This is a genomic window from Rhodococcus sp. 21391 (genome assembly GCF_016772255.1).
Classification (GTDB): domain Bacteria; phylum Actinomycetota; class Actinomycetes; order Mycobacteriales; family Mycobacteriaceae; genus Rhodococcus_F; species Rhodococcus_F opacus.
The window spans coordinates 2,451,632-2,478,150 of sequence record NZ_CP063781.1 but is presented as its reverse complement, the minus strand read 5'-3'; the positions used below and the strand labels follow the sequence as shown (position 1 = coordinate 2,478,150).

The 26,519-nt window shown below is 66.6% G+C and carries 18 protein-coding genes and 9 pseudogenes; 12 read left to right on the top strand and 15 right to left on the bottom strand.

Annotation, left to right across the window (positions count from 1 at the left end):
* Positions 1–51: 51 nt before the first annotated feature.
* Positions 52–1,707, top strand: a complete 1,656-nt coding sequence (gene pruA / locus GO592_RS11590; RefSeq protein WP_007300628.1) for an L-glutamate gamma-semialdehyde dehydrogenase — start codon at positions 52–54, stop codon at positions 1,705–1,707.
* Positions 1,707–2,687 carry a proline dehydrogenase family protein gene (locus GO592_RS11585; RefSeq protein ID WP_007300629.1) on the top strand — a complete coding sequence of 327 codons (981 nt, stop codon included), beginning with the start codon at positions 1,707–1,709 and terminating at the stop codon, positions 2,685–2,687. Before pruA ends, GO592_RS11585 begins: the two co-directional genes overlap by 1 nt.
* 240 nt (positions 2,688–2,927) lie before the next feature.
* Here GO592_RS11585 and GO592_RS11580 read toward each other — a convergent pair whose 3' ends face one another.
* Positions 2,928–3,230, bottom strand: a complete 303-nt coding sequence (locus GO592_RS11580; RefSeq protein ID WP_007300630.1) for a hypothetical protein — start codon at positions 3,228–3,230, stop codon at positions 2,928–2,930.
* Between the two features lie 795 nt (positions 3,231–4,025).
* Between GO592_RS11580 and GO592_RS11575 the strand changes: the two genes are divergently transcribed.
* Together GO592_RS11575 and GO592_RS11570 are read left to right on the top strand one after the other, a co-directional pair.
* Positions 4,026–4,487 carry a MerR family transcriptional regulator gene (locus tag GO592_RS11575; protein WP_007300631.1) on the top strand — a complete coding sequence of 154 codons (462 nt, stop codon included), beginning with the start codon at positions 4,026–4,028 and terminating at the stop codon, positions 4,485–4,487.
* Positions 4,488–4,595: 108 nt separating this feature from the next.
* Positions 4,596–5,636, top strand: a complete 1,041-nt coding sequence (locus tag GO592_RS11570; RefSeq protein ID WP_007300632.1) for an NAD(P)-dependent alcohol dehydrogenase — start codon at positions 4,596–4,598, stop codon at positions 5,634–5,636.
* A gap of 217 nt (positions 5,637–5,853) precedes the next feature.
* Here GO592_RS11570 and GO592_RS11565 read toward each other — a convergent pair.
* The 5 genes and pseudogenes from GO592_RS11565 to GO592_RS45820 all read right to left on the bottom strand — a co-directional run.
* Positions 5,854–6,871: pseudogene (locus tag GO592_RS11565) on the bottom strand (zinc-binding dehydrogenase).
* A 63-nt stretch (positions 6,872–6,934) separates the two neighbouring features.
* Positions 6,935–7,789, bottom strand: coding sequence for an alpha/beta hydrolase (locus GO592_RS11560; RefSeq protein WP_082325036.1), 855 nt, complete (start codon positions 7,787–7,789; stop codon positions 6,935–6,937).
* A 645-nt stretch (positions 7,790–8,434) separates the two neighbouring features.
* On the bottom strand, positions 8,435–8,704 hold the full coding sequence (locus tag GO592_RS11555; RefSeq protein ID WP_237720617.1) for a hypothetical protein: 270 nt from the start codon (positions 8,702–8,704) through the stop codon (positions 8,435–8,437).
* 37 nt (positions 8,705–8,741) lie between these two features.
* Positions 8,742–9,674, bottom strand: a complete 933-nt coding sequence (locus GO592_RS45825) for an MFS transporter (RefSeq protein WP_272943297.1) — start codon at positions 9,672–9,674, stop codon at positions 8,742–8,744.
* Between the two features lie 79 nt (positions 9,675–9,753).
* Positions 9,754–9,894 (bottom strand): annotated as a pseudogene (locus GO592_RS45820) (MFS transporter); the annotation flags it as partial.
* A 272-nt stretch (positions 9,895–10,166) separates the two neighbouring features.
* Here GO592_RS45820 and GO592_RS11545 point away from each other — a divergent pair.
* A complete protein-coding gene (locus GO592_RS11545) occupies positions 10,167–11,078 on the top strand; it encodes a helix-turn-helix transcriptional regulator (RefSeq protein WP_007300635.1) in 912 nt (303 codons plus the stop codon).
* Between the two features lie 380 nt (positions 11,079–11,458).
* Here GO592_RS11545 and GO592_RS11540 read toward each other — a convergent pair whose 3' ends face one another.
* Entirely contained in the window at positions 11,459–11,599 is a 141-nt protein-coding gene (locus GO592_RS11540; RefSeq protein WP_162130662.1) for a hypothetical protein, read from the bottom strand.
* An 88-nt stretch (positions 11,600–11,687) separates the two neighbouring features.
* Positions 11,688–12,320: pseudogene (locus GO592_RS11535) on the bottom strand (MmyB family transcriptional regulator); the annotation flags it as partial.
* Positions 12,321–12,407: 87 nt separating this feature from the next.
* On the opposite strand from GO592_RS11535, the gene GO592_RS11530 reads away from it, so the two are divergent.
* Positions 12,408–12,749, top strand: a complete 342-nt coding sequence (locus GO592_RS11530) for a nuclear transport factor 2 family protein (RefSeq protein WP_007300637.1) — start codon at positions 12,408–12,410, stop codon at positions 12,747–12,749.
* A gap of 28 nt (positions 12,750–12,777) precedes the next feature.
* Here GO592_RS11530 and GO592_RS44285 read toward each other — a convergent pair.
* Together GO592_RS44285 and GO592_RS44280 are read right to left on the bottom strand one after the other, a co-directional pair.
* Positions 12,778–12,909: pseudogene (locus tag GO592_RS44285) on the bottom strand (enoyl-CoA hydratase); the annotation flags it as partial.
* 37 nt (positions 12,910–12,946) lie between these two features.
* A pseudogene (locus tag GO592_RS44280) lies at positions 12,947–13,159 on the bottom strand (acetate--CoA ligase family protein); the annotation flags it as partial.
* Positions 13,160–13,429: 270 nt separating this feature from the next.
* Here GO592_RS44280 and GO592_RS11520 point away from each other — a divergent pair.
* Together GO592_RS11520 and GO592_RS11515 are read left to right on the top strand one after the other, a co-directional pair.
* Entirely contained in the window at positions 13,430–14,272 is an 843-nt protein-coding gene (locus tag GO592_RS11520) for a class I SAM-dependent methyltransferase (RefSeq protein ID WP_193385510.1), read from the top strand.
* A gap of 166 nt (positions 14,273–14,438) precedes the next feature.
* Positions 14,439–14,864 (top strand): YciI family protein, encoded by a 426-nt coding sequence (locus GO592_RS11515; protein WP_202715204.1) that lies wholly within the window; start codon positions 14,439–14,441, stop codon positions 14,862–14,864.
* Between the two features lie 620 nt (positions 14,865–15,484).
* Here the strand turns inward: GO592_RS11515 and GO592_RS11510 are convergent.
* Positions 15,485–16,090, bottom strand: a complete 606-nt coding sequence (locus GO592_RS11510) for a TetR/AcrR family transcriptional regulator (RefSeq protein WP_005560648.1) — start codon at positions 16,088–16,090, stop codon at positions 15,485–15,487.
* Between the two features lie 113 nt (positions 16,091–16,203).
* On the opposite strand from GO592_RS11510, the gene GO592_RS11505 reads away from it, so the two are divergent.
* On the top strand, positions 16,204–16,977 hold the full coding sequence (locus GO592_RS11505) for an SDR family NAD(P)-dependent oxidoreductase (RefSeq protein ID WP_007295497.1): 774 nt from the start codon (positions 16,204–16,206) through the stop codon (positions 16,975–16,977).
* 336 nt (positions 16,978–17,313) lie between these two features.
* Here GO592_RS11505 and GO592_RS11500 read toward each other — a convergent pair whose 3' ends face one another.
* Positions 17,314–17,634 carry a hypothetical protein gene (locus tag GO592_RS11500; protein WP_007295498.1) on the bottom strand — a complete coding sequence of 107 codons (321 nt, stop codon included), beginning with the start codon at positions 17,632–17,634 and terminating at the stop codon, positions 17,314–17,316.
* A 48-nt stretch (positions 17,635–17,682) separates the two neighbouring features.
* Between GO592_RS11500 and GO592_RS11495 the strand changes: the two are divergent.
* Both GO592_RS11495 and GO592_RS11490 read left to right on the top strand, forming a co-directional pair.
* Positions 17,683–17,835: pseudogene (locus GO592_RS11495) on the top strand (methylmalonate-semialdehyde dehydrogenase); the annotation flags it as partial.
* Between the two features lie 126 nt (positions 17,836–17,961).
* Positions 17,962–18,355, top strand: a pseudogene (locus tag GO592_RS11490) (tautomerase family protein).
* Between the two features lie 439 nt (positions 18,356–18,794).
* Here GO592_RS11490 and GO592_RS44275 read toward each other — a convergent pair.
* Positions 18,795–19,112: a hypothetical protein gene (locus GO592_RS44275; protein WP_007295500.1), complete on the bottom strand. Its 318-nt coding sequence runs from the start codon at positions 19,110–19,112 to the stop codon at positions 18,795–18,797.
* 724 nt (positions 19,113–19,836) lie between these two features.
* On the opposite strand from GO592_RS44275, the gene gvpO reads away from it, so the two are divergent.
* A complete protein-coding gene (gene gvpO / locus GO592_RS11480) occupies positions 19,837–20,187 on the top strand; it encodes a gas vesicle protein GvpO (RefSeq protein ID WP_237720321.1) in 351 nt (116 codons plus the stop codon).
* 255 nt (positions 20,188–20,442) lie between these two features.
* Here the strand turns inward: gvpO and GO592_RS46505 are convergent.
* Together GO592_RS46505 and GO592_RS45815 are read right to left on the bottom strand one after the other, a co-directional pair.
* Positions 20,443–21,132: pseudogene (locus tag GO592_RS46505) on the bottom strand (thioesterase domain-containing protein); the annotation flags it as partial.
* A 177-nt stretch (positions 21,133–21,309) separates the two neighbouring features.
* Positions 21,310–26,283 (bottom strand): annotated as a pseudogene (locus GO592_RS45815) (amino acid adenylation domain-containing protein); the annotation flags it as partial.
* Between the last annotated feature and the right edge of the window lie 236 nt (positions 26,284–26,519).

Below are 26,519 nucleotides of genomic sequence, written 5' to 3'. Positions count from 1 at the left end.
GTAGTGCTTTGCAGCGGCTCCGTCGCCGCCACACCCCTCGTAGGAGGTTTCATGGACGCCATCACCACCACCCCGCAGCCAGTCAACGAGCCGGTGGGCTCCTTCGCCCCGGGCAGCCCGGAGCGGGTGCGACTGCAGGCGAAGCTGGCAGAGCTGGGGTCCAACCCCACCGAGATCCACAACGTCATCGGCGGTGCGCACCGGCGAAACAACGGCCCCGCGATCGACGTCGTCCAGCCGCACCGGCATGCCGCCGTGCTGGGCACCTTCACCAACGCCGGCCCCCAGGACATCCAGGACGCCGTCACCGCCGCCACCGCCGCCGCCCCGGCCTGGCGGGCACTGTCCTTCGAGGACCGCGCCGCGGTGTTCCTCCGTGCGGCCGACCTGCTGTCCGGACCGTGGCGTGAAACAATCGCCGCCGCAACGATGCTCGGCCAGTCCAAGACCGCGTACCAGGCGGAGATCGACAGTCCGTGCGAGCTGATCGACTTCTGGCGCTTCAACGTCCAGTTCGCCCGGCAGATCCTCGCCGACCAGCCGATCTCCTCCCCCGGCGTGTGGAACAAGCTCGAATACCGCTCCCTCGAGGGCTTCGTCTACGCGATCACCCCGTTCAACTTCACCGCCATCGCCGGCAACCTGCCCACCGCCCCCGCCCTGATGGGCAACACCGTGGTGTGGAAGCCGTCGCAGACCCAGGCCGTCGCCGCGTATTGGACGATGAAACTGCTCGAGGCCGCGGGCCTGCCCCCGGGTGTGATCAACCTCGTCAACGGCGCCGGCGCCGCGGTCTCCGACGTCGTTCTCGCCGACCCCCGCCTGGCCGGGATCCACTTCACCGGGTCCACCGCCACGTTCCAGCACCTGTGGCGTCAGGTCGGCAACAACATCGCCAACTACAACAGCTACCCGCGCCTCGTCGGCGAGACCGGCGGCAAGGACTTCGTCCTCGCCCACAGCTCCGCGAACCCCGACACCCTGACCACCGCCCTGCTGCGCGGCGCGTTCGACTACCAGGGTCAGAAGTGCTCCGCGGCCTCCCGCGCGTTCGTCCCGAAGTCGGTGTGGGCGAAGATGGGCGACGACTTCATCGAGAAGGCGTCGACGCTGAAATACGGGGATGTCACCGATTTCTCGAATTTCGGTGGCGCCGTCATCGACCAGCGGGCCTTCGACCGCAACGCCGACGCCATCGCCCGCGCGAAGGCCAGGTCGAGCCTGACCATCGCCGCCGGCGGCCACGTCGACGACAGCATCGGGTACTTCGTCGACCCCACCGTGCTGCTCGGCGACGACCCCACCGACGAGGCCTTCCGCACCGAATACTTCGGACCGATCCTGTCGGTGCACGTCTACGACGACTCCGCAGCCGGGTCGTTCGAGAAGGTCCTCGACCTGGTCGACAAGGGGTCCGCGTACGCGCTGACCGGGTCGATCATCGCCGACGACCGCACCGCGATCGCCCAGGCGACCGACGACCTGCGATTCGCGGCCGGCAACTTCTACATCAACGACAAGCCCACCGGCGCCGTCGTCGGACAACAGCCCTTCGGTGGGGCACGAGCCTCGGGCACCAACGACAAGGCCGGCTCCCCGCAGAACCTGCTCCGCTGGGCCTCCGCCCGCACCATCAAGGAAACGTTCGTCCCGGCCACCGACCACCGCTACCCGCACCAGGGCGCCGACACCTCCGAGAACATCTGATGGCGGCCGCCGACCTGCTGCGGCCTGCCCTGCTCGCCGCAGCCCGCTCCCCTCGCATGGAACGGACCATCAGCAAGGTCCCGGTGACCCGCAATCTCGTCGACCGGTTCGTCGCCGGTGAAACCGAGAGCCAAGCGATCACCGCGACCACCGGAATCCTCGACTCCGGCCGATACATCACCATCGACTACCTCGGTGAGGACACCACCGATCTCACGCAAGCGAACAACACGGTGTCCCACTACCTGGTTTTGCTGTCGAACCTGTCAGCGCTCGCGACCAGCGGGGGCACTCCGGCGACCTTCCCGCCGTCGCCGGTGCGCACCATCGAGGTGTCGCTGAAACTGTCTGCCCTGGGCCAATCCCTGGCCCGAGACGGGCACAAGGTTGCCCTCGAGAACGCGCACAAGATCTGCACCGCTGCGGAAGAAGCCGGCGCGTGGGTGACCGTCGACGCCGAGGACCACACCACCACCGACTCGACCCTGTCGATCGTGCGCGAACTTCGCGAGGACTTCCCTACCCTCGGCACCGTGCTGCAGGCGTACCTGAAGCGCACCGAGGCGGACTGCAAGGACATGTCCGGCCCCGGATCGCGAATCCGGCTGTGCAAGGGCGCGTACAAGGAACCCGCATCTGTTGCCCATCAAGAAAAGACCGCGGTCGACGACTCATACCTGCGGTGCCTGCGGATCCTGATGAACGGTCAGGGCTACCCGATGGTCGCCTCCCACGACCCGGCGATGATCAGTGCGGCGATGCAATACGCCGAAGCGAAGGGCCGGGCGGCAGACGAGTTCGAACTGCAGATGCTCTACGGCATCCGCGATTCCGAACAACTTCGGCTGGTCGGCGAACAGAAGCACGTACGTACCTACCTGCCCTACGGTGAACAGTGGTACGGCTACTTCATGCGCCGCCTCGCCGAACGCCCCGCCAACCTCGCATTCTTCCTCCGGTCGCTGGCATCACGCAACTAGCCGTGAAGGACACAGGATCCCGGCTCGACCCCCGGTCGGGCCGGGATCCCCACTCGCCCCCGCCCACAACCAGGTACGGACACCGACCGATCGTCGGCTGACCGCGCAGGCGGGGGCACCGTCGGTATCCACTATCAGGAATGAACACACGACGACGTCCCTCTCGACGACAGTGTCCCGCAACGGCATCGATGCGGGACACTCGCTCTCCCGGGAGCAGGGGAAGGGAAGACCTGTGGCCTATCCGCGTGACAGTCCGGGCTGAGTCTGGATCTGTCCGGGGCCACCCTTGAATCCGCCTGCCTTGCCCACGGTCCATTCACCGTCCGCACCGCAGACCAGGGCACCATTGCGATCACCGGGCTTGCCGTATGTCACTGTCTCGTTTCCGTTCGAGTCCGTGTTCACGATCGGGCACGGCCCACCGGTGGGACCGTTCGGGCCGATCGGCTCGGCATGAGCGACGGACGCCGCCCCGAAGGCGCTCAGGATCGGAAGAGCGGCGAAAGCGGCGGTGGCAAAGGTTCGTCGGGCGTTGATCATTCAGTTTCTCCAGAGTGTCGGGGAAGTGTTTCGGTGACAGGTACAACTCTGCCCACTCCCGTGCCCGATCTGAAGCAACCCCAGGGGTCCGTTTGCCCACCCCAGGAGGAGGGGACCTACTCCACCCGACGTTCGCACTGGGCGCACACCGGACCACGCCCTCAGCACGATTCGCGACCGGCGCCCGCCCGCCTTCAGCCCGCCGCAATCCCCTCTCCGGCTCTGTTGCCACAGGAAGAGGCCCCACCAATCGGTGAGGGCCTCAAACCTTGGTTGCAAGTAGTCAATCTCGTCCGAGCTCCTCGTGCGAGTCACCGTTGATGCCCGGTAGCGAGGACGGGTGGCCGCCACGCTCCTCGATGACTGCGGGCCTCCGTGCGCACCCGCTGCCGTCTTCAGGCATGGGCCCACCTTCGACGTCCCCGCACGTAGGTCTCCCCGAGCGGGTCGTCCTGGACATGTCCGAAGGTGCAGTTCCAGGCGGTCAGCTCGGCCATCCGACCGTGCGTGCTCGAGCAGAAACTTCTCGGGGAGCGGTCGCGGGCGGACGTCTCAACCGCACCTCCTGCACCATCCGGCTGACCTCCGGTTGCGTGACGGCCAGGTTTCGCGATCACCCGCTGCGGCACCTGATTGTCCGTCGCGTGCGCCACCGCACGAAGAACGAAGGTCGCGAGGGCGTGACGTGGAGCGGTCTAGTGAGCGTGTTCGTCGGGGGTGCGCTGATCTGCGGTGCAACGGTGTGACTCAGCTAACCTTTGACTTCAAGTACTTGAAGTTCATAGCGTCGATGACGTGAGTGCACACACCACCCCACGCGTCTACACGATCAAGGACGCGGCCGCTCTGACCGGACTTCCGGCCAGCACGCTGCGCTACTACGAGTCGGTCGGGGTGATCGCGCCGATCAGCCGTGGGGAGAGCAATAGGCACCGCGTCTACGACGAGGACGACCTGGGCAAGCTGTTGGCAATCGCGTGCCTGGCAGCGACCGGGATGTCGGTCAACGACATGAAGGAGTACGTCGCCAACGGACAACTCGGGGCCGCGGCCGCCCCCGCGCAGATCGAGTTGCTGACCGAACGCCGGCAGCAACTTGCGCGCGAGGCCCAGCAGATCGCACTCCGTCAACGCTACGTCGACCTCAAGATCGACTACTGGCACGCGATCGACGCCGGCGACGAGCCCCGCGCCGCGCTCCTCGCGGCCGAGGCGAGCGCACTGGCCGACCAACTCCACAACACCAAGAGGCGATAACCCTACCCACCTCCCCCGGTGCGCGCCCCTCGACCGATGCGCCACCGGTCACTCAGCCATGTCCTGCTCACTACCGAATTGACCACCCAAGAAGAAGGAAGATCTGCCATGCGAGTCAACGCGTACGCAGCCCCCGCCGCCGGCCAGCCGCTGGTCCCCACGACCATCGAGCGCCGCGACGTCGGCTCCCACGACGTCCTCATCGAGATCCAGTACGCCGGCATCTGCCACTCGGACCTCCACACCGTCAACGGCGACTGGGGCCCGCAACCCTTCCCGGTCGTGCCCGGCCACGAAATCGTCGGCATCGTCGCCGAGGTCGGCGCCGACGTCACCCGCCACAAAGTCGGTGACCGCGTCGGCGTCGGCTGCCTGGTCAACTCCTGCGGTGACTGCACCAACTGCCAGGGCGGCGACGAGCAGTACTGCGCCAACGGCATGGTCCCCACCTATGCCGGCGTCGACCGCGACGGCACCACCACCCAGGGCGGCTACTCCACCCACGTCGTCGTCGACGCCGACTACGTCGTTTCCGTCCCGCAGAGCCTGGACCCGGCCGCCGCAGCTCCCCTTCTGTGCGCCGGCATCACCACCTACGCCCCGCTGCGCCGCTGGGGTGCCGGCCCCGGCAAAAAGGTCGCCATTGTCGGCCTCGGCGGCCTCGGGCACATGGCCGTCAAGATCGCCCACGCCCTCGGCGCCGAGGTCACCGTGCTCTCCCAAACACTGAAGAAGCAGGAGGACGGACTGCGCCTCGGCGCCGACGCCTACTACGCCACCTCCGACCCCGACACCTTCGAGCAGCTCGCCGGCCGATTCGACCTCATCATCAACACGGTCAGCGCCAGCATCGATCCCAACGCCTATCTCGGCCTCCTCGCGATCGACGGCACCCTCGTCAACGTCGGCGCCCCAGCCGAGCCGCTCAGCCTCAACGTGATGTCGCTGATCGGCGGCCGCCGCAACTTCGCCGGATCGATGATCGGCGGCATCGCCCTGACCCAGGAAATGCTCGACTTCTGCTCCGACCACGGCATCGGATCCGAAGTCGAGGTGATCCCCGCCGACCGGATCAACCAGGCGTACGAGCGGGTCCTCGCCTCGGACGTCCGATACCGGTTCGTCATCGACACCGCCAGCCTGAACTGACCCCACCGTGAACGCCCGCCGCAGACCGGCGAGCGTCTGAATACAGGGACCGTCAGCGATATCCTCGAAAGCGCGCAATCCAGAGGTGCATCCACGGTTGTATCTGAACTGGTCATGCCGTCGGGACCAGTGCGCGGAACCCACGAGGCCACGGAGTGAGTAGACCGTCCGATGTGCGACTCCTTCCGGGTGAAGGAGCCGCACCTGCGCTTGTGGATCAGAGGGTGAGCAGCACTTTGGTCACGCGGCGCTCATCCATCGCTTCGTAGCCTCGGCGGCCTGTTCGAGAGGCAAGGTCAGGTCGAAGACCTCACCCGGGTCGATCCGACCGTTGATGATGAGCTCGATCAGTTCGGGGAGGAATCGGCGTACCGGTGCGGGGCCACCGTGCAGGTGCACACCGGAGAAGAACAGCTCCATGCCGGGGAGTTCGACTTCGTGGGCGACGCCTACGTAGCCGACGTGACCGCCGGGGCGGGTCGATCGGATGGCTTGCATCATCGATTCCTGGGTGCCGACGGGTTCGATGACCGAGTGGGCGCCGAGGCCCTCGGTGAGCTCTATGATCTTCGCGACGCCGTCGTCGCCGCGCTCGGTGACGATGTCGGTGGCACCGAACCTTCGGGCCAGGGCTTGACGGTCGGGGTGTCTGCTCATGGCGGTAATGCGTTGCGCGCCGAGGTGTTTGGCGGCGAGAACGGCGAGCAGTCCCACCGCCGTCTCCGACGACTGCGACGGTCTTCCCCGGGCCGGCCTCGGCGGCGATGGCGGCGAACCACCCGGTGCCGAGGACGTCGGAAGCGGCCAGCAGATGGGGGATCTGCTCCGGGGTCGGCTGTGTCCGGGTGGCCATGAGGGTGCCATCGGCCAGCAGGACACGCACGTACTCCGCCTGGGTGCCGATCGATCCCCTCGGGACGGCGTACACGCAGCGGCTCTGGTAGCCGGATCGGCAGATCTGACAGGTGTTGTCGGAGGCGAAGGTCGACCCGGCGACGAAGTCGCCGACTTACGCTCCTTACCTCGTCGCCGATCTGCTCGACGATGCCGACGGACTCGTGGCCCATCGGTTGCGGCGACTCCGGCTTCTCGATGCCGCGGTAGGGCCACAGGTCGGAACCGCAGATGCAGGCGGCGGTGACGCGGATGATCGCGTCGGTCGGTTCGAGGATGGTCGGGTCGTCACGCTCGTCGACACGAACGTCGCCGGGGGCGCGCATTACAACTCCACGCATGAGTGGATCCCGTCCACGTTGGTCTGCTGATGGTGCCGGTGTTGGGTGAGCGCCCAGGTGCGCCTAGCGTTCTCCCTCATCGGTGTGTGGGTTACCGAGGTTGTCCTGGAAGAACGTGGTCAACTTGTCGAAGGGGATGAGATTGACGCGGTCATAGAGATCCACGTGACCGGCGCCGGGAACGATCACCAGTTCCTTGGGCTCGCCGGCAAGCCGGTAGCCCTCTTCGCTGAACTCCCGGGAATGTGCCTGCTCGCCCGCGATGAAGAGCATCGGACGAGGAGAAATCGTCTCGATGTCCGCGAATGGGTAGAAGTTCATGAACTTGACGTTGCTGGTCAGCGTGGGATGCGTTGTGGTGGCCGGACTGTGCCCACGGGAGGTGCGGTAGAAGTCGTAGAATTCGCGGTCGATCGCGGTTGACTGATCGTTGAGCTCTTCAGGTGTTCCGCTGGTGTATTCGGTTTGGCCACCCGCGAACTCCACGTCGCGCTGTTGCGCTGCCTGCCCGAGGATGTCCTTCCGCTGCTCGACGGTGACGGAGTGTCTGAGCCCGTTCCGGTTGGCGGCGCCCATGTCATACATGCTGACTGTCGCGATGGCTTTGATACGCGGGTCGATCTCGGCTGCACTGATGACGAAGCTGCCGCTCCCGCAGATCCCGATCGCGCCGATCGCTTCCTTGTCGACGTAGGTCTGGGTGCGCAGGTAATCAACTGCGGCGCTGAAGTCCTCGGCGTAGATGTCCGGTGAGACGGCGTTGCGGGGCTTACCTTCACTCTCGCCCCAAAACGACAGGTCCAGGGACAGGGCGACGAATCCCTGCTCGGCCATCTTCAGCAGGCCACGGCGTTTGAGGTCTCGTCCCGCAGAAGCTGTCGCTCTCGGCCGCCCAGCGGTGTCAGGGTCTGTGTTCATCGTTGATGCTCCTTGTCGTATGCGACGAAAGCGTATGGCTGCAGGCGCATTACCGCAGCTCGGTGATGAGGTTCAGGTGGATCAGAGTTGCCCGGTGTCGCACGCGCTCGACCTCTCGTCGTACGGTGCGGCAGACAACCGACGTGAGAGTGCTCGTGGATCCCTTCGCTGACGGGAAATTCACTGTCCTGTCTGATCAACGGCCGTCGCCGTCGAGCCCCGGTGTCCGGCACCCATACAACACCGCAGAGCACGAATGTGGGAGGCGCTGATCAGGGGGGTGCTGCCGGCACCCCTCTCACGTCCCTCGCAGCAGTCCGTCTCCGCGACCGCATCATCGCGGTGTTCTCCGGGGCCATCCTTGCCGTCCACCATGGCGTCGCCGGAAGATGCGAGCGTCGTCGTGGTCTCGTTCTCGCTGACGCGGAGCGCCGATCATCCGCGCCGATAGGGCGTCTCACGGTAGCGGCGCCTCGAGTTCTCCACACGGATGGCGTACCGGCCGAGCTGAGCGGTCCGGCGGTACGGACCCGGCGCGGTCATCCGCACAGCGAGTCCGTGTAGGTGGTGACAGCGAGGATCACGACAACGATCGAGAAAATGACTGCGTCGGCGCGGATGTATCGCCCTTGCGAACTGCGGTTCTCATCGTCTAACAATGAGCCCGACCAGCGCAATGAGCAGTGCGGCCGATCCGGCTGCGAGAAGGAGTACGGCGAGGGTAAAGATCCACCGACCGACTCCCAGCCCGTACGCGCTGATGGTCGATTCGAGTCGGGTATCGGTAACCAGGACAGCGTGCGCGTCGAGGCGGAGGAACAAGGTGAGGGACGTGACGGTGCAGAATCCCTCCACGGCAATGTGGGCTAGCGAAGCTGGTGGGGTGGCCAGCGCTCGAGTATGTGGTTGTGTCACAGTGCGATCCCTCCTCCGGAGGGGTAGGCAGTGCAGGTCAGCGCACTGCGGTGAAGTCGCCTCTCTGATCATCGTGGCGGCGGCTTCTCATGTCGTGGATGGTTCGTCGTGTGGTGGTCGCAAGCAGGGCGATCGGCGCGAGCGCGGATCCGGTCAGGACCGCTCCGAGCACGGCCGGGCCGACCAGCCCCAGCGACGTCGACAGGGCTGCCCCGGCCATGGCCGATCCGGCGGCGGTACCGAGATTGAATCCGGCGGTCGCCAGCGACGACGCCAGCGCCGACCCGTCTCCGGCGAAGCGCAACGTCTGCGCGATCAGCACGGGATTGGCCCCGAGACCGCACGCACCCAGAAGGACGACCAGCATGACCACGATCGCCGAGTGATCGGCTGCGGCGGCGAGGACCAGCAGCGCCGTCGCGGTGAGCGAGACCGCTACGGCGATCGTGACCAGTGGGTACCGGTCCCCGACACGACCGCCGAGCGCGGTGCCGGCGAGTGCACCGATTCCGAACCCGACCAACACCAGGGGCACCATCGGTGCTGGAATGCCGGCGCGCTCCGTGAGCAGGGGGCTGATGAAACTGTAGGCGCCGAGGAACCCGGCCTGGGCGAGCACGATCGCACCCAACGCAACCCACACCCGCCACGGCCGAATCACCGAAAGTTCGGCGCGAACCGAGACCTCTGCCCGGTGGCCGCCGACAGCGGCCGGCACGAACCGCAGCACAGCTCCGATCGCGAACAGCGACAATCCGGCCAGCATCCAGAACGGGCCTCGCCACCCGGTGGCCTGGCCGGTGAAAGTGCCCAACGGCACCCCGGCAACCACGGCCAAGCTCAGTCCGCCCGACATCACCGCCAGTGCTCGCGCGCTCGCCCCGGGTCCGGCGACCGTGGTGGCAACGACCGCACCGACCGCCCAGAACGTGCCGGTGGCCAGCGCGGTCACCACCCGTGAGGCGGTCACTACTGTGAAACGAGTCGCTCACCGCGGCGACGACGTGCCCAGCGGCGAACACGGCCAGCGCGCATACCAGGGTGGCCCGCGCGGGCAGCCGTAGGGTGGCCAGCGCCATCACCGGCGGTCCGACGATCATGCCGACCGCGAAGGCGGTGACCAGCAACCCGGCTTGCGCGACATCCACACCGAGATCAGCGGCGGCCTCGGGCAGCAAGCCTGCGATCATGAACTCGGTGGTGCCCATCAGGAAGATGCCCGCACCGATCACGTACACCAGTCCGGGCAGCCGAGGGGTCGGCGTCGTCCGGTCTCGCTGCTTCATCATCACCTCTTCGTTTCGGGATCGCTGTCCATCGAGGCGATTCGGGTGCCTCGATGTCCGACACTCATGCAACGCCGCAAAGAGCCCCCGTGGGAGGCGACGATGACAGGGGTGCCGACAGCACCCCCCTCGCAGAACCTGGCAGCCGCCGACGGCCGGGTCGTACCCTCACTTCTATGGAGTCCACCAACCGAGCGGCCGAGATCGGCCAGTTCCTGGCGTCACGGCGGGCCAAGATCACCCCCGACCAGGTCGGGCTTCCGGTCTATGACGCCGCCAAACGCCGCGTCCCCGGTCTCCGCCGCCAAGAAGTCGCCACGCTCGCCGGGCTCTCGGTCGACTACTACACCCAGATCGAACGCGGCAAAGTCACCGGTGTCTCCGAATCCGTGCTCGACGCCATCGCCCGCGCGCTCGAACTCGACGAAGCGGAACGCTCCCACCTGGTCGACCTGCACCGTGCCGTCACCACCGGCCCGCAGCGAAGCAGGCCCCGCCGCACCAAAACCATTCGGCCGATGGTGCAGCGCCTGTGCGACGCCATGACGGTGCCGGCGTTCGTGCGTAACGCCCGGCACGATTTCGTATGCGGCAACCAACTGGCCTACGCGTTCTACGGCCCGCTCTACCCCGATCCGCTGCACCCCGACCCCAGCAAGCCGGTCAACTTCGTCCGGTTCTGCTTCCTCGACCCCCGCGCCCACGAGTTCTATCCCGACTGGGACCAGATGGCCGACAGCGCGGTCAACCTCCTGCGCACCGACGCCGGCCGCGACCCCTATGACCGCGGCATCTCCGACCTGGTCGGCGAACTGTCCACCCGCAGCGACGAATTCAGGACCCGGTGGGCCAAACACAATGTGCGCCTGCACTACACCGGCACCAAGACCTTCCACCACCCCCTCGTCGGCGACATCGAAGTCGGCTACGAAACAATGCCACTACCTGCCGACCCCGGCCTGGTCCTCACCATCTACAGCCCCGAACCCGGAAGCCCGTCGGCCGACGCCATGACCCTGCTCGCAACCTGGGCGACCACACACCTCACCCCCGCTCCCGATCAAGCGCTACCCCACCACCCCCAATAGGCCCACAGCACCTCGGGACCAGACCCACCAACGACTGAACACACCGCATCGTTGCGGAACTTCGGGTGACGACCGCCGTGTGGGGACTGGCGTTCATCCGCAACCAGGCGGTCGTACGAGATGCGGTTGGGGGAATGCCGCGCCCGCCCTCGGAAAAGGCCAGCGCGAGAGCGATGGTGCCGAGTTTGTGCAGCGCGTCGCATCCACCCGCGTCCCGTCCCCCACAACCATCCGACGATCATCCCGACTCACGGCGCAGTTACGTTGACGAGGCCCGCCCAGCGCACCCAGTACAACTTCGCCCGCGCACATGGGAGAACGGCAATCTCTCATTCGGGACGACCCCGACGTCGGCCATGTCATTCGGAGCAGGGCATCGGTCAACTTTCGTAGGCGGCAGCCACCTTCTTCGGCACGCACATCCGCCACGCGTCGACGAGCAGCTCGCGCAGCTCCTCGACGTCGAGGGCATCGAGCCGTACGCAGACCCACCGGTACCGCATGTCGGAGGGGCGGGGCATGAGGAACTTCTCGGGGGTGCAGCTCGGCGAGCGTCACGTCGGAGGCGGTCGCGAACGACGTGAGCGTTGTGATGAGCCGGAGGTCGCCATCGGCCGAGCCCAGCTCCAGCGGCACCGCGAAGCCGAGCACGTCGGCCTCCTCGGGCAGTGGCGGAAGGTAGGACTCGAGCTCGGCGAGAAGCGCCTCCAACGCCGGGTCGGGGCTCTGCGCCAGCTGAGCCCGCAGGTGCTCGGTGATGTGCCGGCCCCGCTCCGGCAGGTTGCGCACCCGGGGCGCATTCCCATCGGGGTGCAGGGCCAGGCGGAACACGTTGACCGGTGGTGCGAGCAGCGCGGGGTCGACGCCTTCGTGGAACACCTCGAACGCCCGGTTGGCGACGACGAGGATGCCGTGCGGCCGCACGACCATCACCGGGTACGGGAGATGACCGTCGAGAATCGTCTCCAGCGCCTGTTGAACTGGGCGGAGCGCCTCGTCGTCGAGCGGTGACTCCGGGAACGCCGGGGCGAAGCCGGCAGCGAGGAGCAGCTCGTTGCGCTCCCGTAGCGTGAGCTCCATCGACTCCGCCAGGCGCAACACCATGCCCCGACCCGGGCGGGAGCGGCCCTGTTCGACGAAGCTCACGTGCCGCTGGGTGGTGCCCGCCCGAAGCGCGAGATCCAGCTGGCTCATCCGGCGGGCCGTGCGCCAACGCCGGAACTCACTCGGGAACCGCGTCATCACCGATCAATCTTCGCGCACCCCGGGGGTCGATGCCATTCCTTCCAGGGAGTTGCTAGCAGTGACTCCGCGGCAGACGATACGGCCATGACCGACACAGCAGCAGTCATCGATCAATACAACGCCGCGTTCCTCGAACGGGCACCCGACAAGCTCGTCGACCTCATCGCCCCCGACTGCTTGATGGAGGGCACCGGCCCGGAGCCCGACGGCAACCGATGGACGGGTTACGACGAATGCCTCGCGGGCTGGCAGGGATTGGCCTCCGACCCCGCCATCGGGTTCACGGTCGAGCACGTCGACATAGACGGCGACCGAGCCGTCATCCGCTGGAGGATCACCGGCACCGAGAACTATCGGGGCGTGAATCTCATGCGCGTCCGGGACGGGAAGATCGTCGAGGCGCTCGGGTACGGCAAGCGGCCCTAGCAAGCTGTGTCGAGCCACCGGGTGGCGCCCAGTTCCGGGCGGTTGCGGCGTCGATCGCCTCCCCGGTGAACGCCATCTCGCTGGCCCGGGCCAGTCCGACGGCCGCGGCAGCAGCCACGCCCCTCCGCCGCCGGGAATGTCCGTCCTTGACGAAGCTTTGTGTGGTCTCCAGGGTGTTTCTTGGACAGGATGATTCGCACGTCCACGAGCACGATGACGGTGTCCGATGCGATCACGGGGTTGAGGTCGCGTCGAGTTCGCTGATCTCGGGGTGAGGCGGCGACGATGTCGCCGACCCGGACGAGGAAGCGGGCCGGCGCTTCCCGGGCGACGATCGGGAGGTGCCGGTAGCCGTCGAGCGTGTGAGAGGCGATGGTCTCGTCGATCATCTCGTGAGCCTCGAGGGCGGTGAACGGGGCGGCCGCCTTCTAGTGGGACTGTCCGGACTGTTCCTCGAGTTTCGAGGAAATCCCGTGTCCGTGTACGTGGCGTTCGCCGCTTGTCGCGGGTCCGCCGGAATGTCTGGCACTTCTCATCGACGACTATCTCGACATCGAGCAGGCCCCAACCCGCATGACACTGTGCGTGTCAGGATCGCAGTAGAACCCAATCCAGACCAATTCTTGCCGGTCCGGCAAGAACTCTCGCCGAAAACGTCGGTGTTATTGCACTGTATGGGTATGGAAATAGCGGGCGAGGTCACCGAGGTCAAGACGACATCACGTGAGGCGGACGAGTGGGATGCGCGTTACACCGAGCGGGATCGCGTGTGGAGCGGAGAACCCAACGGCGCCCTAGTTGACGAGATGACAGGCGCACGGCCGGGACGCGCCCTGGACGTCGGCTGCGGTGAAGGCGCCGACGCGCTCTGGCTCGCCCGCCAGGGATGGGCCGTCACCGCGCTGGACATCTCCCAGGTCGCCCTCGACCGAGCAAAGGCCCACGCCGACGGGGAAGTCGTGGACATCACCTGGGTGCTGAGCGGACTGCTCGATGCCGACTTGCCCGCGGGTGGTTTCGACCTGGTCTCCGCCCAGTACCCCGCCTTGCGCGGTACCCCCGACCGTGCTGCCGAACGCGCGCTGGTCTCCGCCGTCGCACCGGGCGGCATCTTGCTGGTTGTGCACCACGACGTCCGCGACGCGGATGCGGCGCGCGAGCACGGCTTCGATCCCGATGATTGGGTCACACCCGGTGATGTGGCGGCGCTACTCGATGACAGCTGGCACATCGACGTCAACGAGGTGCGGGAGCGTTCGATCAGTGGCGGCGCGGGAGCACACCACACCCACGACGTGGTTCTACGGGCCCACAGGCGGCCCCACCGTAGCCCTTCCATCGGGCATCCGACTGCCGGTGGTTCTCTCGACGCCGACGCAGGATCACACAGTAAAACCACGACGGGAACAGCTACCCCCGCTTCACCGTCCAATGGTCGCGCCCACCCCCACGATCGCACCCGCTACTGGGACCACCGACAGGCACGGTGGGTCAACCATCACGCCAACCCGACCCGAGACTAGAGGCCATCATCACCGGACTGGACGAGACGCCCACCCCTAGCCGGATTGTGGCCCGACAGAGAAGATGGTCAGGAAATGTCGCCGTGGGATGTCGAGAACCCGCGCGTCGCTTCGTCCCCGGAGTGAACACGGCCAGAATGGGCCGCACCGCACCAAGGAGAACATGATGGCCAAGTACCTACTGCTCGAGCACTACCGTGGCGCGCCCGCATCGACCAACGACGTGCCCATGGACCAATGGACGCCGGAGGAAATCTCGGCCCACGTGCAGTACATGAACGACTTCGCCGCCCGGCTCGAGAGCACCGGCGAGTTCGTCGACAGCCAGGCACTCTCCGCGGAGGGCACGTTCGCCCGCTACGACGGTGAGGGGCGACCGCCGGTCACCGACGGCCCGTTCGCGGAGACCAAGGACCTGATCGCCGGCTGGATGGTGATCGACGTCGAGAGCCATGAGCGGGCGCTCCAACTGGCCGGCGAGTTGTCCGCGGCCCCGGGGGCGGGTGGGAAACCGATCCACGAATGGCTCGAGGTGCGCCCGTTCCTGACCGCAGCTCCGACCACTACGGAGTGTGGTTTTCACCAGGGGTGATGACACGTCCCCCGATCCTTTGATCGCAGTGCCGGGGACGCTCGAACAAGCAGACTGTCTAGTGCGTGGGCAAGGGTGGGCTGGAGTCGGCGACCCCGCGGATGCACAGGATGAGCCGGAGGCGTGCACCGCTTCTCTGGGTTGGTGCCTCCGGTTTTCTGTCTCGACAGCCGCTCGGCGGTCATCCGTTTCTTCAGCTCCCGGCGGGCGCGTTGCTTCGGCGTCTCCTCTGGTTCGAGCTCGTCGTCGACCGGTCGGAAGGCTGCACGCCCGAGCATGATATCCGGGTGCACGACCTGCTCGGGTGGTCCTTGTCGTCGGTGAACAGTCCCCTCCCGAGAGCAGGCATCGGCTGCGGGACTTCTCGACCCCCTCAGTCTTCAGTGACGTCCCGCAGCTCGATGATCATCCGCCGCCGATGCTTCCAGCCGGGCGACGGTAGCGTCCCTCACCGGCCAAGATCACCTCGAACCGCACCCGCTTCCAAACTCACCGGTCCACGGTAGGCACGAACACCCAAAGTCACTGAAAAGCAATACTATTCAGAAATAGCCCTACTCACAAACTGTCCCGCTCGGCACAGGGGACACGCGGCCCAGCAGTTGAGCAAACCCAGCCGATCAGCAGGTAGCGCCGGGCGATCCCGGGCCCCGAAGGTAGTCGATCAGAGTGTCGAGGACGGCTTCGAGATCCTCGACACTGCCCGTCGACCGCAGGACCTGCACCCCACCCTGAATTCCCGCGATGAACGCGGACGCGGTGCGCGGCGCATCCAGTTCCGCCCGGATCTGCCCTGCCGCCTGCATCGCCTCGATCCCGGCCACGACGTGGGTCCGCCACTGTGCCAGCAGTGTTCGGACCACTTCGTAGGCCCCCGGCGTTCCGCCCGCCTGGGCCAGCAGCGACCCGAGCGGACAATGCGCTCCCTGAGCGCGGTAGCGGGTGACCAACGCATCCCGCCACCTCAGCCACGCCGCCCACGACGTCAGCGCGCCGAGGTGCGGTTGCTGATCGTCGAGAACCCGGCCCGCCTCGTAGACGGCGACGGCGAGCAGCAGTTCGTCCTTGCCGCCCGGAAAGTAGTGGAACAGCTGCCCCTTGCTGGTTCCGGTGATCGCGCGGATGTCGTCGAGCGTGACCTGACCGGGCTCACCACCCCGAAGATGAGTCGCGGCACCCTCGACGATGCGCTGTCTGGTCGCGAGCCCCTTCGCAGTGATCGGCATATGCCGACGGTAACGCAATTCTGGACCGGCAAACCCTCTACTACTCCATTGACAGCGATCACACCCCACTTTCTGGACTTGTGGGTCCAAAAAATAGGTCCTACGGTCGGGACATGACCAATCACTTCACCGGCAACCGACTGCAGGGTCGCACCGCCCTCGTCACCGGATCGACCTCCAACATCGGGCGCGCAATCGCCGTCGCCTTCGCCGCCGAGGGCGCCCACGTGATCGTCTCCGGTCGCGACGCGGCACGCGGGGACGAGACCATCGCCGCGATCCAGGCGACGGTAGGCCGCGCGGACTTCCTCGCTGCCGACCTCGACGGCACCTCCGCCACCAGCCACGCCCTCGCCGAGCAGGTGCTGCGCCTGACCGGCGGGAACCTCGACATCCTGGTCAACAACGCGGGCATCTTCCCGGCCTCCGGCACGATGACCGTCGACGACGACATCGTGGACCGCATCTACGCCGTGAACGTCAAGGCACCCATCTTCCTGGTGCAAGCCCTGGCCCCACACATGACCGAGAGCGGTGGCGGCGTCGTAATCAACCTCGGCTCGTGGGTGGCCCGCCTCGGAATCCCACACGGCCCCGTCTACGCCTCGTCCAAGGCCGCGATCGAGAGCCTGACCCGATCCTGGGCCGCCGAATTCGGCCCACGGGGCCTGCGCGTCAACGCCGTCTCCCCCGGCGTCATCCGCCCCGCCGGACCCGACGCCGACTCCCCGGCCGACACCCTGATGCACTCCACACCCGCCGGCCGGCCCGGCACCGCCGAAGACATCGCCGACGCCGTGCTCTACCTCGCCTCCGACGACGCCCGCTTCGTACACGGGACAGTCCTCGACGTCGACGGCGGACGCGTCGGAGTCAACACCGTGTAATGCCCGCGGCACAAACAGAACACCGGCGCGACACGCACGACGACGGCGTGAATGCTGCCGATGACGAGACGACGCTGAAGTTCGCACAGACGTGGCAGCCCTGTGGCGGAGCGGATGAGCAGATCCTGCCCGAATTCGTTGTGACAGAAGCGTCGTATTACGTCAAGCTGCGCCAATACGATCCCCCACTAGTGCCGCGACTGGACCTAAGAAAGTTCCGGCGCATCTGTACATGCGGACTGAACGAGCATCCCATCGAACGGGACGTCCTGGGTTGTCTTCACGAACTACGGCGACCGTCTCATTCCAAGGACCTCTGTGCCTCGCGGCGGAGTCTCAGTCGCCGATGTAGCCGGTCTCGGGATTGATCTGACCGAGGAAATCGCGGATCGACTCGCGATGCTCGTCAATTGTGTTCGGCTGCAGCGTAGAGGGAGTGTTCGCTCGATCCTGAATGCTCGAAAACGCTACGCGTTGAAAGCTGGAGAAACCGTACCCCTTGTTCGGTCCGGATACCCAGTCATAGTCGCAGGCGCCTGGTTCGCCTGGGCGGAGTCTCACGGTGAAAACCTCACCGTCGACCGTCAACGTGAACGGCCCATCATCAGCCGTCGGTCGACTGTCACCTGCAGGGGCGTCGTGATCCTCAGTACCCATGAACGCATCCTTACATGCGGCGGCTTGCCGGATCGGACCTCCTCGGACTCCTTCGGCGGCTGGAAGAACTCCCTCTTCGGCGACACCCACGCGCACGGCACCGAAGGCGTCCACTTCTTTACCCGCGGCAAGGTTGTCACCACCCGCTGGCTCGACCCCAGCCACGGCGGCATCAACCTCGGATTCCCCCAGAACAACTAGCCCTTTTCCATGAGGCTTTCGTAGACGGAAACCCACCAATCACCTGTGCGGGGTGCGGATCTCGGACCGCACCCCGTACAGGCCCCCAACCGCACGATCACCCATCACACCATCAAGGAGCACGTCATGCCTCTCGTTCACATCCACGTCATCGAGAACAGGCGTACTCCTGAACAGCTTCGTCACCTCGCGGATGTAGTGCAGGGCGTGATGCTCGAGCACTTCGCAGCACCGGACCGAGACCGCTACCAGATCATCTCCGAGCACAAGCCGGGTCAGATTATTGCCGAGGACACCGGGCTGGGGTTCGAGCGAACCGACGACATCGTGGTCGTGCAGGTGGCCCAATCAGGGCCGCAGCCAGGAGCAGAAGAAGGCCACGTATCGGGCACTGGCTGATCGCCTGCACGACGAGACCGGTTTGGCGCCAACCGATGTCATCGTATCGGTGCTCGAAAACACACGCGACGACTGGTCCTTCGGCAACGGTGTTGCCCAATTCGTGGAAGGACACCTCTGAGAACGGGCATCGACATGACCGGATATCAAACAGAGATCCTCACCTTCGCCGTGACCTGGGCACGCTACGACGGCTACACGGACATCTCGGCGCATCGATCCGATGGCGGATCCGCCCGCGGGAACCCGAGGGATTCGTCGCTGCTGATTCCGGCCTGTCCAGCATCGGCACAGCGATCCGCCAGGTTTCGACGTACAGCCGCCACAACCAGTCGAGAGCGAAGGAGGTGAGGTGCTCTCGAAACGCACGCTTGTCCGTGACCAGCATTCCGGTCGGTTCTACCCAGCCACGACGCATGATCTCACTGACTGAAAAGTGCACTGCCCGGCTCGACGCTGCGTACAGATAGTCATACAGCTCGCGTTGGCCGACACGGTCTGCGACCCACACCCCCGTCGTACGATGCCATCCGACCACCCGTACTGCTTCTTCAGCACCGTCAGCACAGCTCTGGTCTCCTCGCTCCTGGCAACTGCCCACTCGAGGAAGTATTTGGATACCAGAGCCGTGCCATCTCCTTGTCCCCGATATAGTTTTGATGCGCAAGCAGTGCTCTCAGGGAGTCGAAGCTGCCCACCGACACGAACAACTCCTGGGACTCCTCCAGGTCGAGCGACGCGAAGAACCCGAGATACGTCAGGTCCTGGAGAGCCGCGCGCACAAATGCCACGCCCAGATGACCCACGTCGCGTCGACTGAGCAAAATGGCGGCTCGAATGCTTTCCTGCTGGCGACGAAGGGAACTGTTGACGGCCAACAGCCGGAATCCTCGCCACGTCAGCCCACTGCAGGTCGCCGACAGTGAGCACATGTTCGGTACAGTCCGCGAAACGTTCCACCGCCTCGATCCGGACGTCGAGGGGCGTCCAGCGATGAATCGGTCCGTCATTGTCTTCCGCCATCGGGCTCATCACGTCGGAGGCTCCGTTGTATGCGCCGGGGACGGTGTGTCGCTCGGGCCTCCTACCTCAGGCATCGCCAGAGCCCCGACGGTGCATTCTTGTTCGATGAAGCCGGCCCATTTCGCGGGCAAATCGACTCCCCGGCCCACCTCGAACTCCACCCGCTGATTCCCGTCGAGCGACTTGTAACCGCTGCCCTGAGCCATGGTCGTTCACTCCCTGCAGCCGGCGAGCCGGCGCCTCCCACCGAGGGCCGATCGCGAACACCCGACCGTCTTGTTACTCCGGATGGCCGGAGGCCGGAACTCAATTGGTCGCGGTGTCCTCGATCCGGAGGATGTCAGAAGAGAGCACCCTGTGTGTAGGGGCAATGGTGCTGCAATCGCCTCGGCACGCAAGCGCGGGTCGTACTTCGACGACCAACATTGAGCAGGGCCGGGCATCTGCACGCTCCGGCACTTGCACCAACGGTCGGTTCGCTGCCGGCCGGCGCCCACGCCCCTGGTGTCCGGCCACCAATCAGAGAAGAATTTGTATATGCCCAGCTCACACCGGACGCTCCGGAGGGGAAGGAGATGGTTGGGATGGCCGACGAACATCCCCCGCCCCGTGTCGGCGGCGGCGGCCGCTGCGGCCGCGTGGCGTGACATCGCAGATGTGATCGGAAAGGAATCGGAGAACGCGACGGCGGTGCTGCCGACCGAGGAGGGCTGGTCGGTGGAAGTGGAGGTGGTCGACGACCGGCACATACCCCCGTCAGCGGACATGCTCGCACTCTACGAGGTGGTGCTGGACCTCGATGGAGAATTGCTGTCGTACCGGAGGACTCGCCGGTACCGGCGCGGCTCCGCCATCGAGGTGGCAGACGAAGCGCTTCCCGTCGACGAAGATGACGACCCCCACCGTGACGGAAGCGACGGTGCCCGGTGACAGGTGCCGGTGGGAGTTCGCGCCCGCACACCGCAGGTCCTCGGCGCTCACGTCGGTGCGCGTGTCGACGAGGAACTGTCAGGAGGGCGAGTGTCGTGGAGAGCATGAGAACACACCACCCCGATGGTCGGCAGGTGCGCCGACAGCCGTGGTCGATGCTCCCAACCGACGAGTAGCGGAATCCGCCGGCAACAAGCGAATCGAACGCGTAACTCACGGAATTCATCACCCGGCGCGCCGGCCGGGCGTGAGCGCCTAGGACCGGGCGAGCCGGCGGTCCGCGAGCGCAACGTGCTGTGCGAGGACGGGGCCGATGCCGGCGAGCGCTTCCGGACTCGTCATCTGCTGGTGCGTTACGGGAACGGCGTGTTCGAGGATCTCGCCGCTGATGTGCGGCCTCCACGCGGAGACGCCGGTGGATGCATCCACAGAATCTGCCGCACCGAAGTACAACAGATCGAGACCGCTCGGTGTGGACGGGCGGTGCGCGAGGGCGAGGTCGACCGTCTGGGTGAACACCCGGTGGACGGAGTCGAGGTCGTCCACGGTCACACCAGCGAACAGTCCGCCGGTGCGACGCAATACTTCCACGGCACGATCCGTGGTCGCCGCCGCATTCTCGTTACCCGGGACCACCGCGCCGAGCTCCGCCAGAAGTGCTGCCACGGTGGGCTTCTCCGTCGTGTGACCGAATCCTTCGGCCAGGTGTGTGTCGAGCATCGCGAGGGTGGCCACCTCCTCGCCGACACCCGTGAGCTGCACCGCCATCTCATGGGCGATCTGACCGCCGACCGAGTAGCCGACCAGGTGATACGGACCGTCCGGTTGCACCGAGCGGATCCGTTGGACATACCGGGCGGCGAGATCCTCCAAGGAGTCGACACGCACGTCCGGGTCGGTCAGCGCCGGGGCTTGCAGCCCGTACACCGGACGGTCGCCGAGATACTGCACCAGTCCGGTGAAGCACCAGGCCAACCCGATCGCGGGGTGGATGCAGAACACCGGGTTGCCGGTTCCGGTGGTACGCAGCGGCAGCAGGACGTCGAGCGACCGGTCGGCGGCATCCTCCGCCCAGGAGTCCACTGGCGCCGTAGCGATCATGTGCGCCAGGGCTTCCGGCGTCGGATGGGTGAAGATCCACTGCACCGGCACGGCGCGCGCGGACGATTCGGCAATCCGCGCGATCACGCTCGTCGCGGTGAGCGACGTGCCGCCGAGCGTGAAGTAGTTGTCGTCGAGGCCGACCCGGTCGAGTCCGAGCCCCTCGGCGAACGCGGCGGCCACTACTTCCTCGGTCGCGTTGCGCGGTGCCCGGTACGCGGCGCGCACCGCGGTGAAGTCGGGCTCCGGCAGGGCGGCGCGGTCGAGTTTCCCGTTCGCGGTGACCGGCACGGCGTCGAGCACGGTCACGGTCGCGGGGACCATGTGCGGGGCCAACCGCGCGCGGGCGTGCGCCAGGACCGCGGAGGTGTCGAGTAGCGAACCCGCAGCGGGGACGACGTAGCCGGCCAGCCGGTCGCCGCTGGTGTTCACGACGGCACGATCGATACCGGGGTATCCGAGAAGAGCCGATTCGATTTCGCCGAGTTCGATCCGGAAACCACGAATCTTCACCTGAAAATCCGAGCGACCCACATACTCGAGCACCGGCCCACCCACCGACCGCCGCCACCGCACCACATCCCCCGTCCGATACATCCGCTGCCCCGGCCCACCGAACGGATCCGCAACAAACCGCCCCGCCGTCAACCCCGACCGATTCCGATACCCCCGCGCCAGCGCCGGACCCGACAAATACAACTCCCCCGCCGCCCCGAACGGCACCGGCCGCAACCGCCCATCCAGAACCAATTCACCGAACCCACGAACCGGACCACCCACCGTGACCGACTCCCCCACCACCAAACCACCGCTCGCATTCGACATGATCGTCGCCTCCGTCGGCCCATACGCATTGAACATCCGCCGACCCGGAGCCCACCGCGCAACCAACTCCGGCGGGCACGCCTCACCCGCCACCACCAAAGCACCCAACGCCCCCACCGCAGCCGGATCAACCGACGACAACGCCGTCGGCGTCAACACCGCATGCGTCACCGACTCCCCCACCAAAATCCGCGCCAACTCCTCCCCACCGTAAACCGTCGGAGGAACCACCACCAACCGCGCACCCAACCCCAACGCCCACACCAACTCGAACACCGACGCATCGAAACTCGGTGACGCACAATGCAACACCCGAGCACCCACACACACCCCGAAACCCGAACGCTGCGCAGCCACCACATTCGCCAAACCCCGATGCGTCACCACCACACCCTTCGGCACACCCGTCGACCCCGACGTATAAATCACATACGCAGCCTGACCCACCCGCACCGACGCACCCCGATCCACATCGGTCACCACCCCCGCCGACACCGACAACAACCGCGACACCGTCACCGCATCGTCGAGCACCACCCACCGCACCGAACCCGGCAACCGATCCCGAAACTGCGAAAGCGTCACCCCCACAACCACACCCGAATCCACCACCATGTGCTCCACACGACCCGCCGGATACTGCGGATCCACCGGCAAAAACGCCGCCCCCGTCTTCGCCACCGCCCACACCGACAACACCGACTCGACCGACCGCGCCACCGCCACAGCCACCACCGACTCCGCACCCACCCCCGCCTCGACCAACACCCGCGCCAACCGATTCGACGCCTCATCCAACTCCCGATACGTCACACTCCGACCCTCACACACCACCGCAACCGCACCCGGATCCGCAACCACCGACGCCGCCAACAACTCAGGCAACGTCACCTCCGACACCGACACCTCACCCACCACCGGCGTCAAACACTCCAATTCCGCCACACCGATCACGGCGATGTCACCGATCGGGCGGTCCGGCGACGCCGTGACCGCGTCGAGGATGCGGACGAACTGGTCTGCGAAACCGCGCACGGTGCTCGCGTCCAGGATGTCGGTGGCGAAACCGAATGCCGCAGACATTCCGGCAGGTTCGCCGGCTGCGTCGACGTTCTCGCTCAGGGTCAGGTAGAGGTCGCATTTGGCGACCTCTACACCGGCGTCGACGACCTCGACGGTCAGTTCGGGCAGTTCGAGGCGGCCCTCCTCGGTGTTCTGGAACTCGAGCAGCACCTGGAACAGCGGGGTGTGCGCGGTCGACCGCACCGGGTCGACCGCCTGCACCACCCGGTCGAACGGCACCTCCGCGTGCCCGAACGCCCCGAGATCGGTCTCGCGGACGTGCGCCATCAGATCGGTGAAGGAGCGCTCGGGTGCGACGCGGGTCCGCAGCACCACGGTGTTGACGAACATGCCGACCATCTCGTCCAGTGCCGCGTCGCCGCGACCGGCGACGGGCGTGCCCACCGCGAGGTCCGTCTCGCCGCTCAGCCGGCCGAGCAGGACGGCGAGTGCGGCGTGCGCGACCATGAACAGCGTCGAATCGTGACCCCGGGCGAGGTCGGACAGCTTCTTGTGAAGGTCCGCTCCGATCGCGAACGCCACGGTGGCGCCGTGTGAGGACCGCTGCAGCGGACGCCGGCGGTCGGTCGGCAGCTCGAGCAGCTCGGGCATCCCGTCGAGGGTCCGGCGCCAGTAGTCCAGCTGCGCCGAGATCGGCGAGTCCGGGTCGGTGTCGCTGCCCAGGGTGCGGCGTTGCCACAGCGCGAAGTCCGCGTACTGCACCGGCATCGGCGCCCATCCGGGCGGGCGTCCGTGCGTACGCGCGGTGTACGCGACCATCACGTCGCGGGCGAGCGGCGCCATCGACGAGCCGTCCGCCGCGATATGGTGAAGCACCAGGACCACCACGTGCTGATCCGGACCGATCCGCAGTACCGCGATGCGCATCGGGACGTCGCGACTCACGTTGAATTCCGCCGACGCCAGAGTCACCAGCTCGGTGCGCATCGCAGCCTCGTCGGACACGGTGACCGGGGTGAGGTCGACGGTCACCCGATCCGCGGGCAGCACCACCTGATGCGGGCCGTCAGCGGACCCCGGATAGACGGTGCGGAGCGGCTCGTGCCGTTCGACGACGTCGCCGAACGCGGCGCGCAGAGCGTCGATGTCGAGTTCCCCGGTCAGGCGCAGCGCGATCGGAACGTTGTAGGCGGGCGAGGTCGTGTCGACCTGGTTGACGATCCACATCCGCTGCTGTGCGAGGGAGAGGGGCACCCGGTCGGGGCGCGGGCCCGCCGTGAGGGCGGGACGCGCCGCGGTGCGGCGATCCGCGGCAGCGGCGCGGGCGGCGAGCCCCGCCACCGTGGGCGACTCGAACAGCTCCCGGACCCCCAAGCCGACACCCAGGACGGAGTTGATGCGGGCGACGGCGCGGGTCGCGCTCAGCGAATTACCGCCCAGGTCGAAGAAGTTGTCGTCCAGCCCCGCCCGGTCGAGTCCCAGCACCTCGGCAAAGACGTCTGCCACGGTGTGCTCGGCCGAATTGGTCGACGCACGGAACACGGTGCGTACGATCGCGAAATCCGGGGTCGGCAGACCCTGCCGGTCCAGCTTGCCCACCGGGGTGAGGGGCAGCTCGTCGAGGATCACGATCGTCGCGGGAACCATGTGGGCGGGCACGAAGCCGCGCACATGGTCGGTCAGTTCGGCGACGTCGGGTTCGCCGTCACCGGACGGCAGGACGTAGGACACCAGGACGGTGTCGCCGGACGGGGCGGTGCGGCCGAGGGTCACCGCGAACGCGACGCGGGGATGCCGGGTCAGCGCTGCGTCGATTTCGCCGAGTTCGATCCGGAAACCACGAATCTTCACCTGAAAATCCGAGCGACCCACATACTCGAGCACCGGCCCACCCACCGACCGCCGCCACCGCACCACATCCCCCGTCCGATACATCCGCTGCCCCGGCCCACCGAACGGATCCGCAACAAACCGCCCCGCCGTCAACCCCGACCGATTCCGATACCCCCGCGCCAGCGCCGGACCCGACAAATACAACTCCCCCGCCGCCCCGAACGGCACCGGCCGCAACCGCCCATCCAGAACCAATTCACCGAACCCACGAACCGGACCACCCACCGTGACCGACTCCCCCACCACCAAACCACCGCTCGCATTCGACATGATCGTCGCCTCCGTCGGCCCATACGCATTGAACATCCGCCGACCCGGAGCCCACCGCGCAACCAACTCCGGCGGGCACGCCTCACCCGCCACCACCAAAGCACCCAACGCCCCCACCGCAGCCGGATCAACCGACGACAACGCCGTCGGCGTCAACACCGCATGCGTCACCGACTCCCCCACCAAAATCCGCGCCAACTCCTCCCCACCGTAAACCGTCGGAGGAACCACCACCAACCGCGCACCCAACCCCAACGCCCACACCAACTCGAACACCGACGCATCGAAACTCGGTGACGCACAATGCAACACCCGAGCACCCACACACACCCCGAAACCCGAACGCTGCGCAGCCACCACATTCGCCAAACCCCGATGCGTCACCACCACACCCTTCGGCACACCCGTCGACCCCGACGTATAAATCACATACGCAGCCTGACCCACCCGCACCGACGCACCCCGATCCACATCGGTCACCACCCCCGCCGACACCGACAACAACCGCGACACCGTCACCGCATCGTCGAGCACCACCCACCGCACCGAACCCGGCAACCGATCCCGAAACTGCGAAAGCGTCACCCCCACAACCACACCCGAATCCACCACCATGTGCTCCACACGACCCGCCGGATACTGCGGATCCACCGGCAAAAACGCCGCCCCCGTCTTCGCCACCGCCCACACCGACAACACCGACTCGACCGACCGCGCCACCGCCACAGCCACCACCGACTCCGCACCCACCCCCGCCTCGAGCAACACCCGCGCCAACCGATTCGACGCCTCATCCAACTCCCGATACGTCACACTCCGGCCCTCACACACCACCGCAACCGCACCCGGATCCGCAACCACCGACGCCGCCAACAACTCAGGCAACGTCACCTCCGACACCGACACCTCACCCACCACCGGCGTCAAACACTCCAACTCCGCCACACCGATCACCGCAAGCGGAGTGCCGGGGTCGGCGGCGAGCAGTTCGTCGATCAATTCGACGACGCCGGCGTGATGCGACTGCAGGTCGTCGTCGCGGTAGCGGTACGGGTTGGCCTCGAACTCGACAATCGTCGACGCCGGGGTGCCGCTCCGGTACACGTTGACGGACAGGTCCGGGACGGGACCGGTGGTGAGGATCCGGAAGTCTCCGGTCAGCGACCCGAAGGTGAGATCCTGATCGAAGAGCATCACGTTGATCATCGGTCCCGAGATCC

Excerpts from the sequence above, each read along its gene's own strand:
- GO592_RS11545 (WP_007300635.1), top strand. The coding sequence starts at position 10,167 with ATGGAGTCCACCAACCGAGCGGCCGAGATCGGCCAGTTCCTGGCGTCA.
- GO592_RS11520 (WP_193385510.1), top strand. The coding sequence starts at position 13,430 with ATGGAAATAGCGGGCGAGGTCACCGAGGTCAAGACGACATCACGTGAG.
- GO592_RS11580 (WP_007300630.1), bottom strand. The coding sequence starts at position 3,230 with ATGATCAACGCCCGACGAACCTTTGCCACCGCCGCTTTCGCCGCTCTT.
- GO592_RS11515 (WP_202715204.1), top strand. The coding sequence starts at position 14,439 with ATGGCCAAGTACCTACTGCTCGAGCACTACCGTGGCGCGCCCGCATCG.
- GO592_RS11540 (WP_162130662.1), bottom strand. The coding sequence starts at position 11,599 with ATGCCCCGCCCCTCCGACATGCGGTACCGGTGGGTCTGCGTACGGCTC.
- GO592_RS11505 (WP_007295497.1), top strand. The coding sequence starts at position 16,204 with ATGACCAATCACTTCACCGGCAACCGACTGCAGGGTCGCACCGCCCTC.
- GO592_RS11560 (WP_082325036.1), bottom strand. The coding sequence starts at position 7,789 with ATGAACACAGACCCTGACACCGCTGGGCGGCCGAGAGCGACAGCTTCT.
- GO592_RS11570 (WP_007300632.1), top strand. The coding sequence starts at position 4,596 with ATGCGAGTCAACGCGTACGCAGCCCCCGCCGCCGGCCAGCCGCTGGTC.
- GO592_RS11500 (WP_007295498.1), bottom strand. The coding sequence starts at position 17,634 with ATGGGTACTGAGGATCACGACGCCCCTGCAGGTGACAGTCGACCGACG.
- pruA (WP_007300628.1), top strand. The coding sequence starts at position 52 with ATGGACGCCATCACCACCACCCCGCAGCCAGTCAACGAGCCGGTGGGC.
- GO592_RS11585 (WP_007300629.1), top strand. The coding sequence starts at position 1,707 with ATGGCGGCCGCCGACCTGCTGCGGCCTGCCCTGCTCGCCGCAGCCCGC.
- GO592_RS11530 (WP_007300637.1), top strand. The coding sequence starts at position 12,408 with ATGACCGACACAGCAGCAGTCATCGATCAATACAACGCCGCGTTCCTC.
- GO592_RS11510 (WP_005560648.1), bottom strand. The coding sequence starts at position 16,090 with ATGCCGATCACTGCGAAGGGGCTCGCGACCAGACAGCGCATCGTCGAG.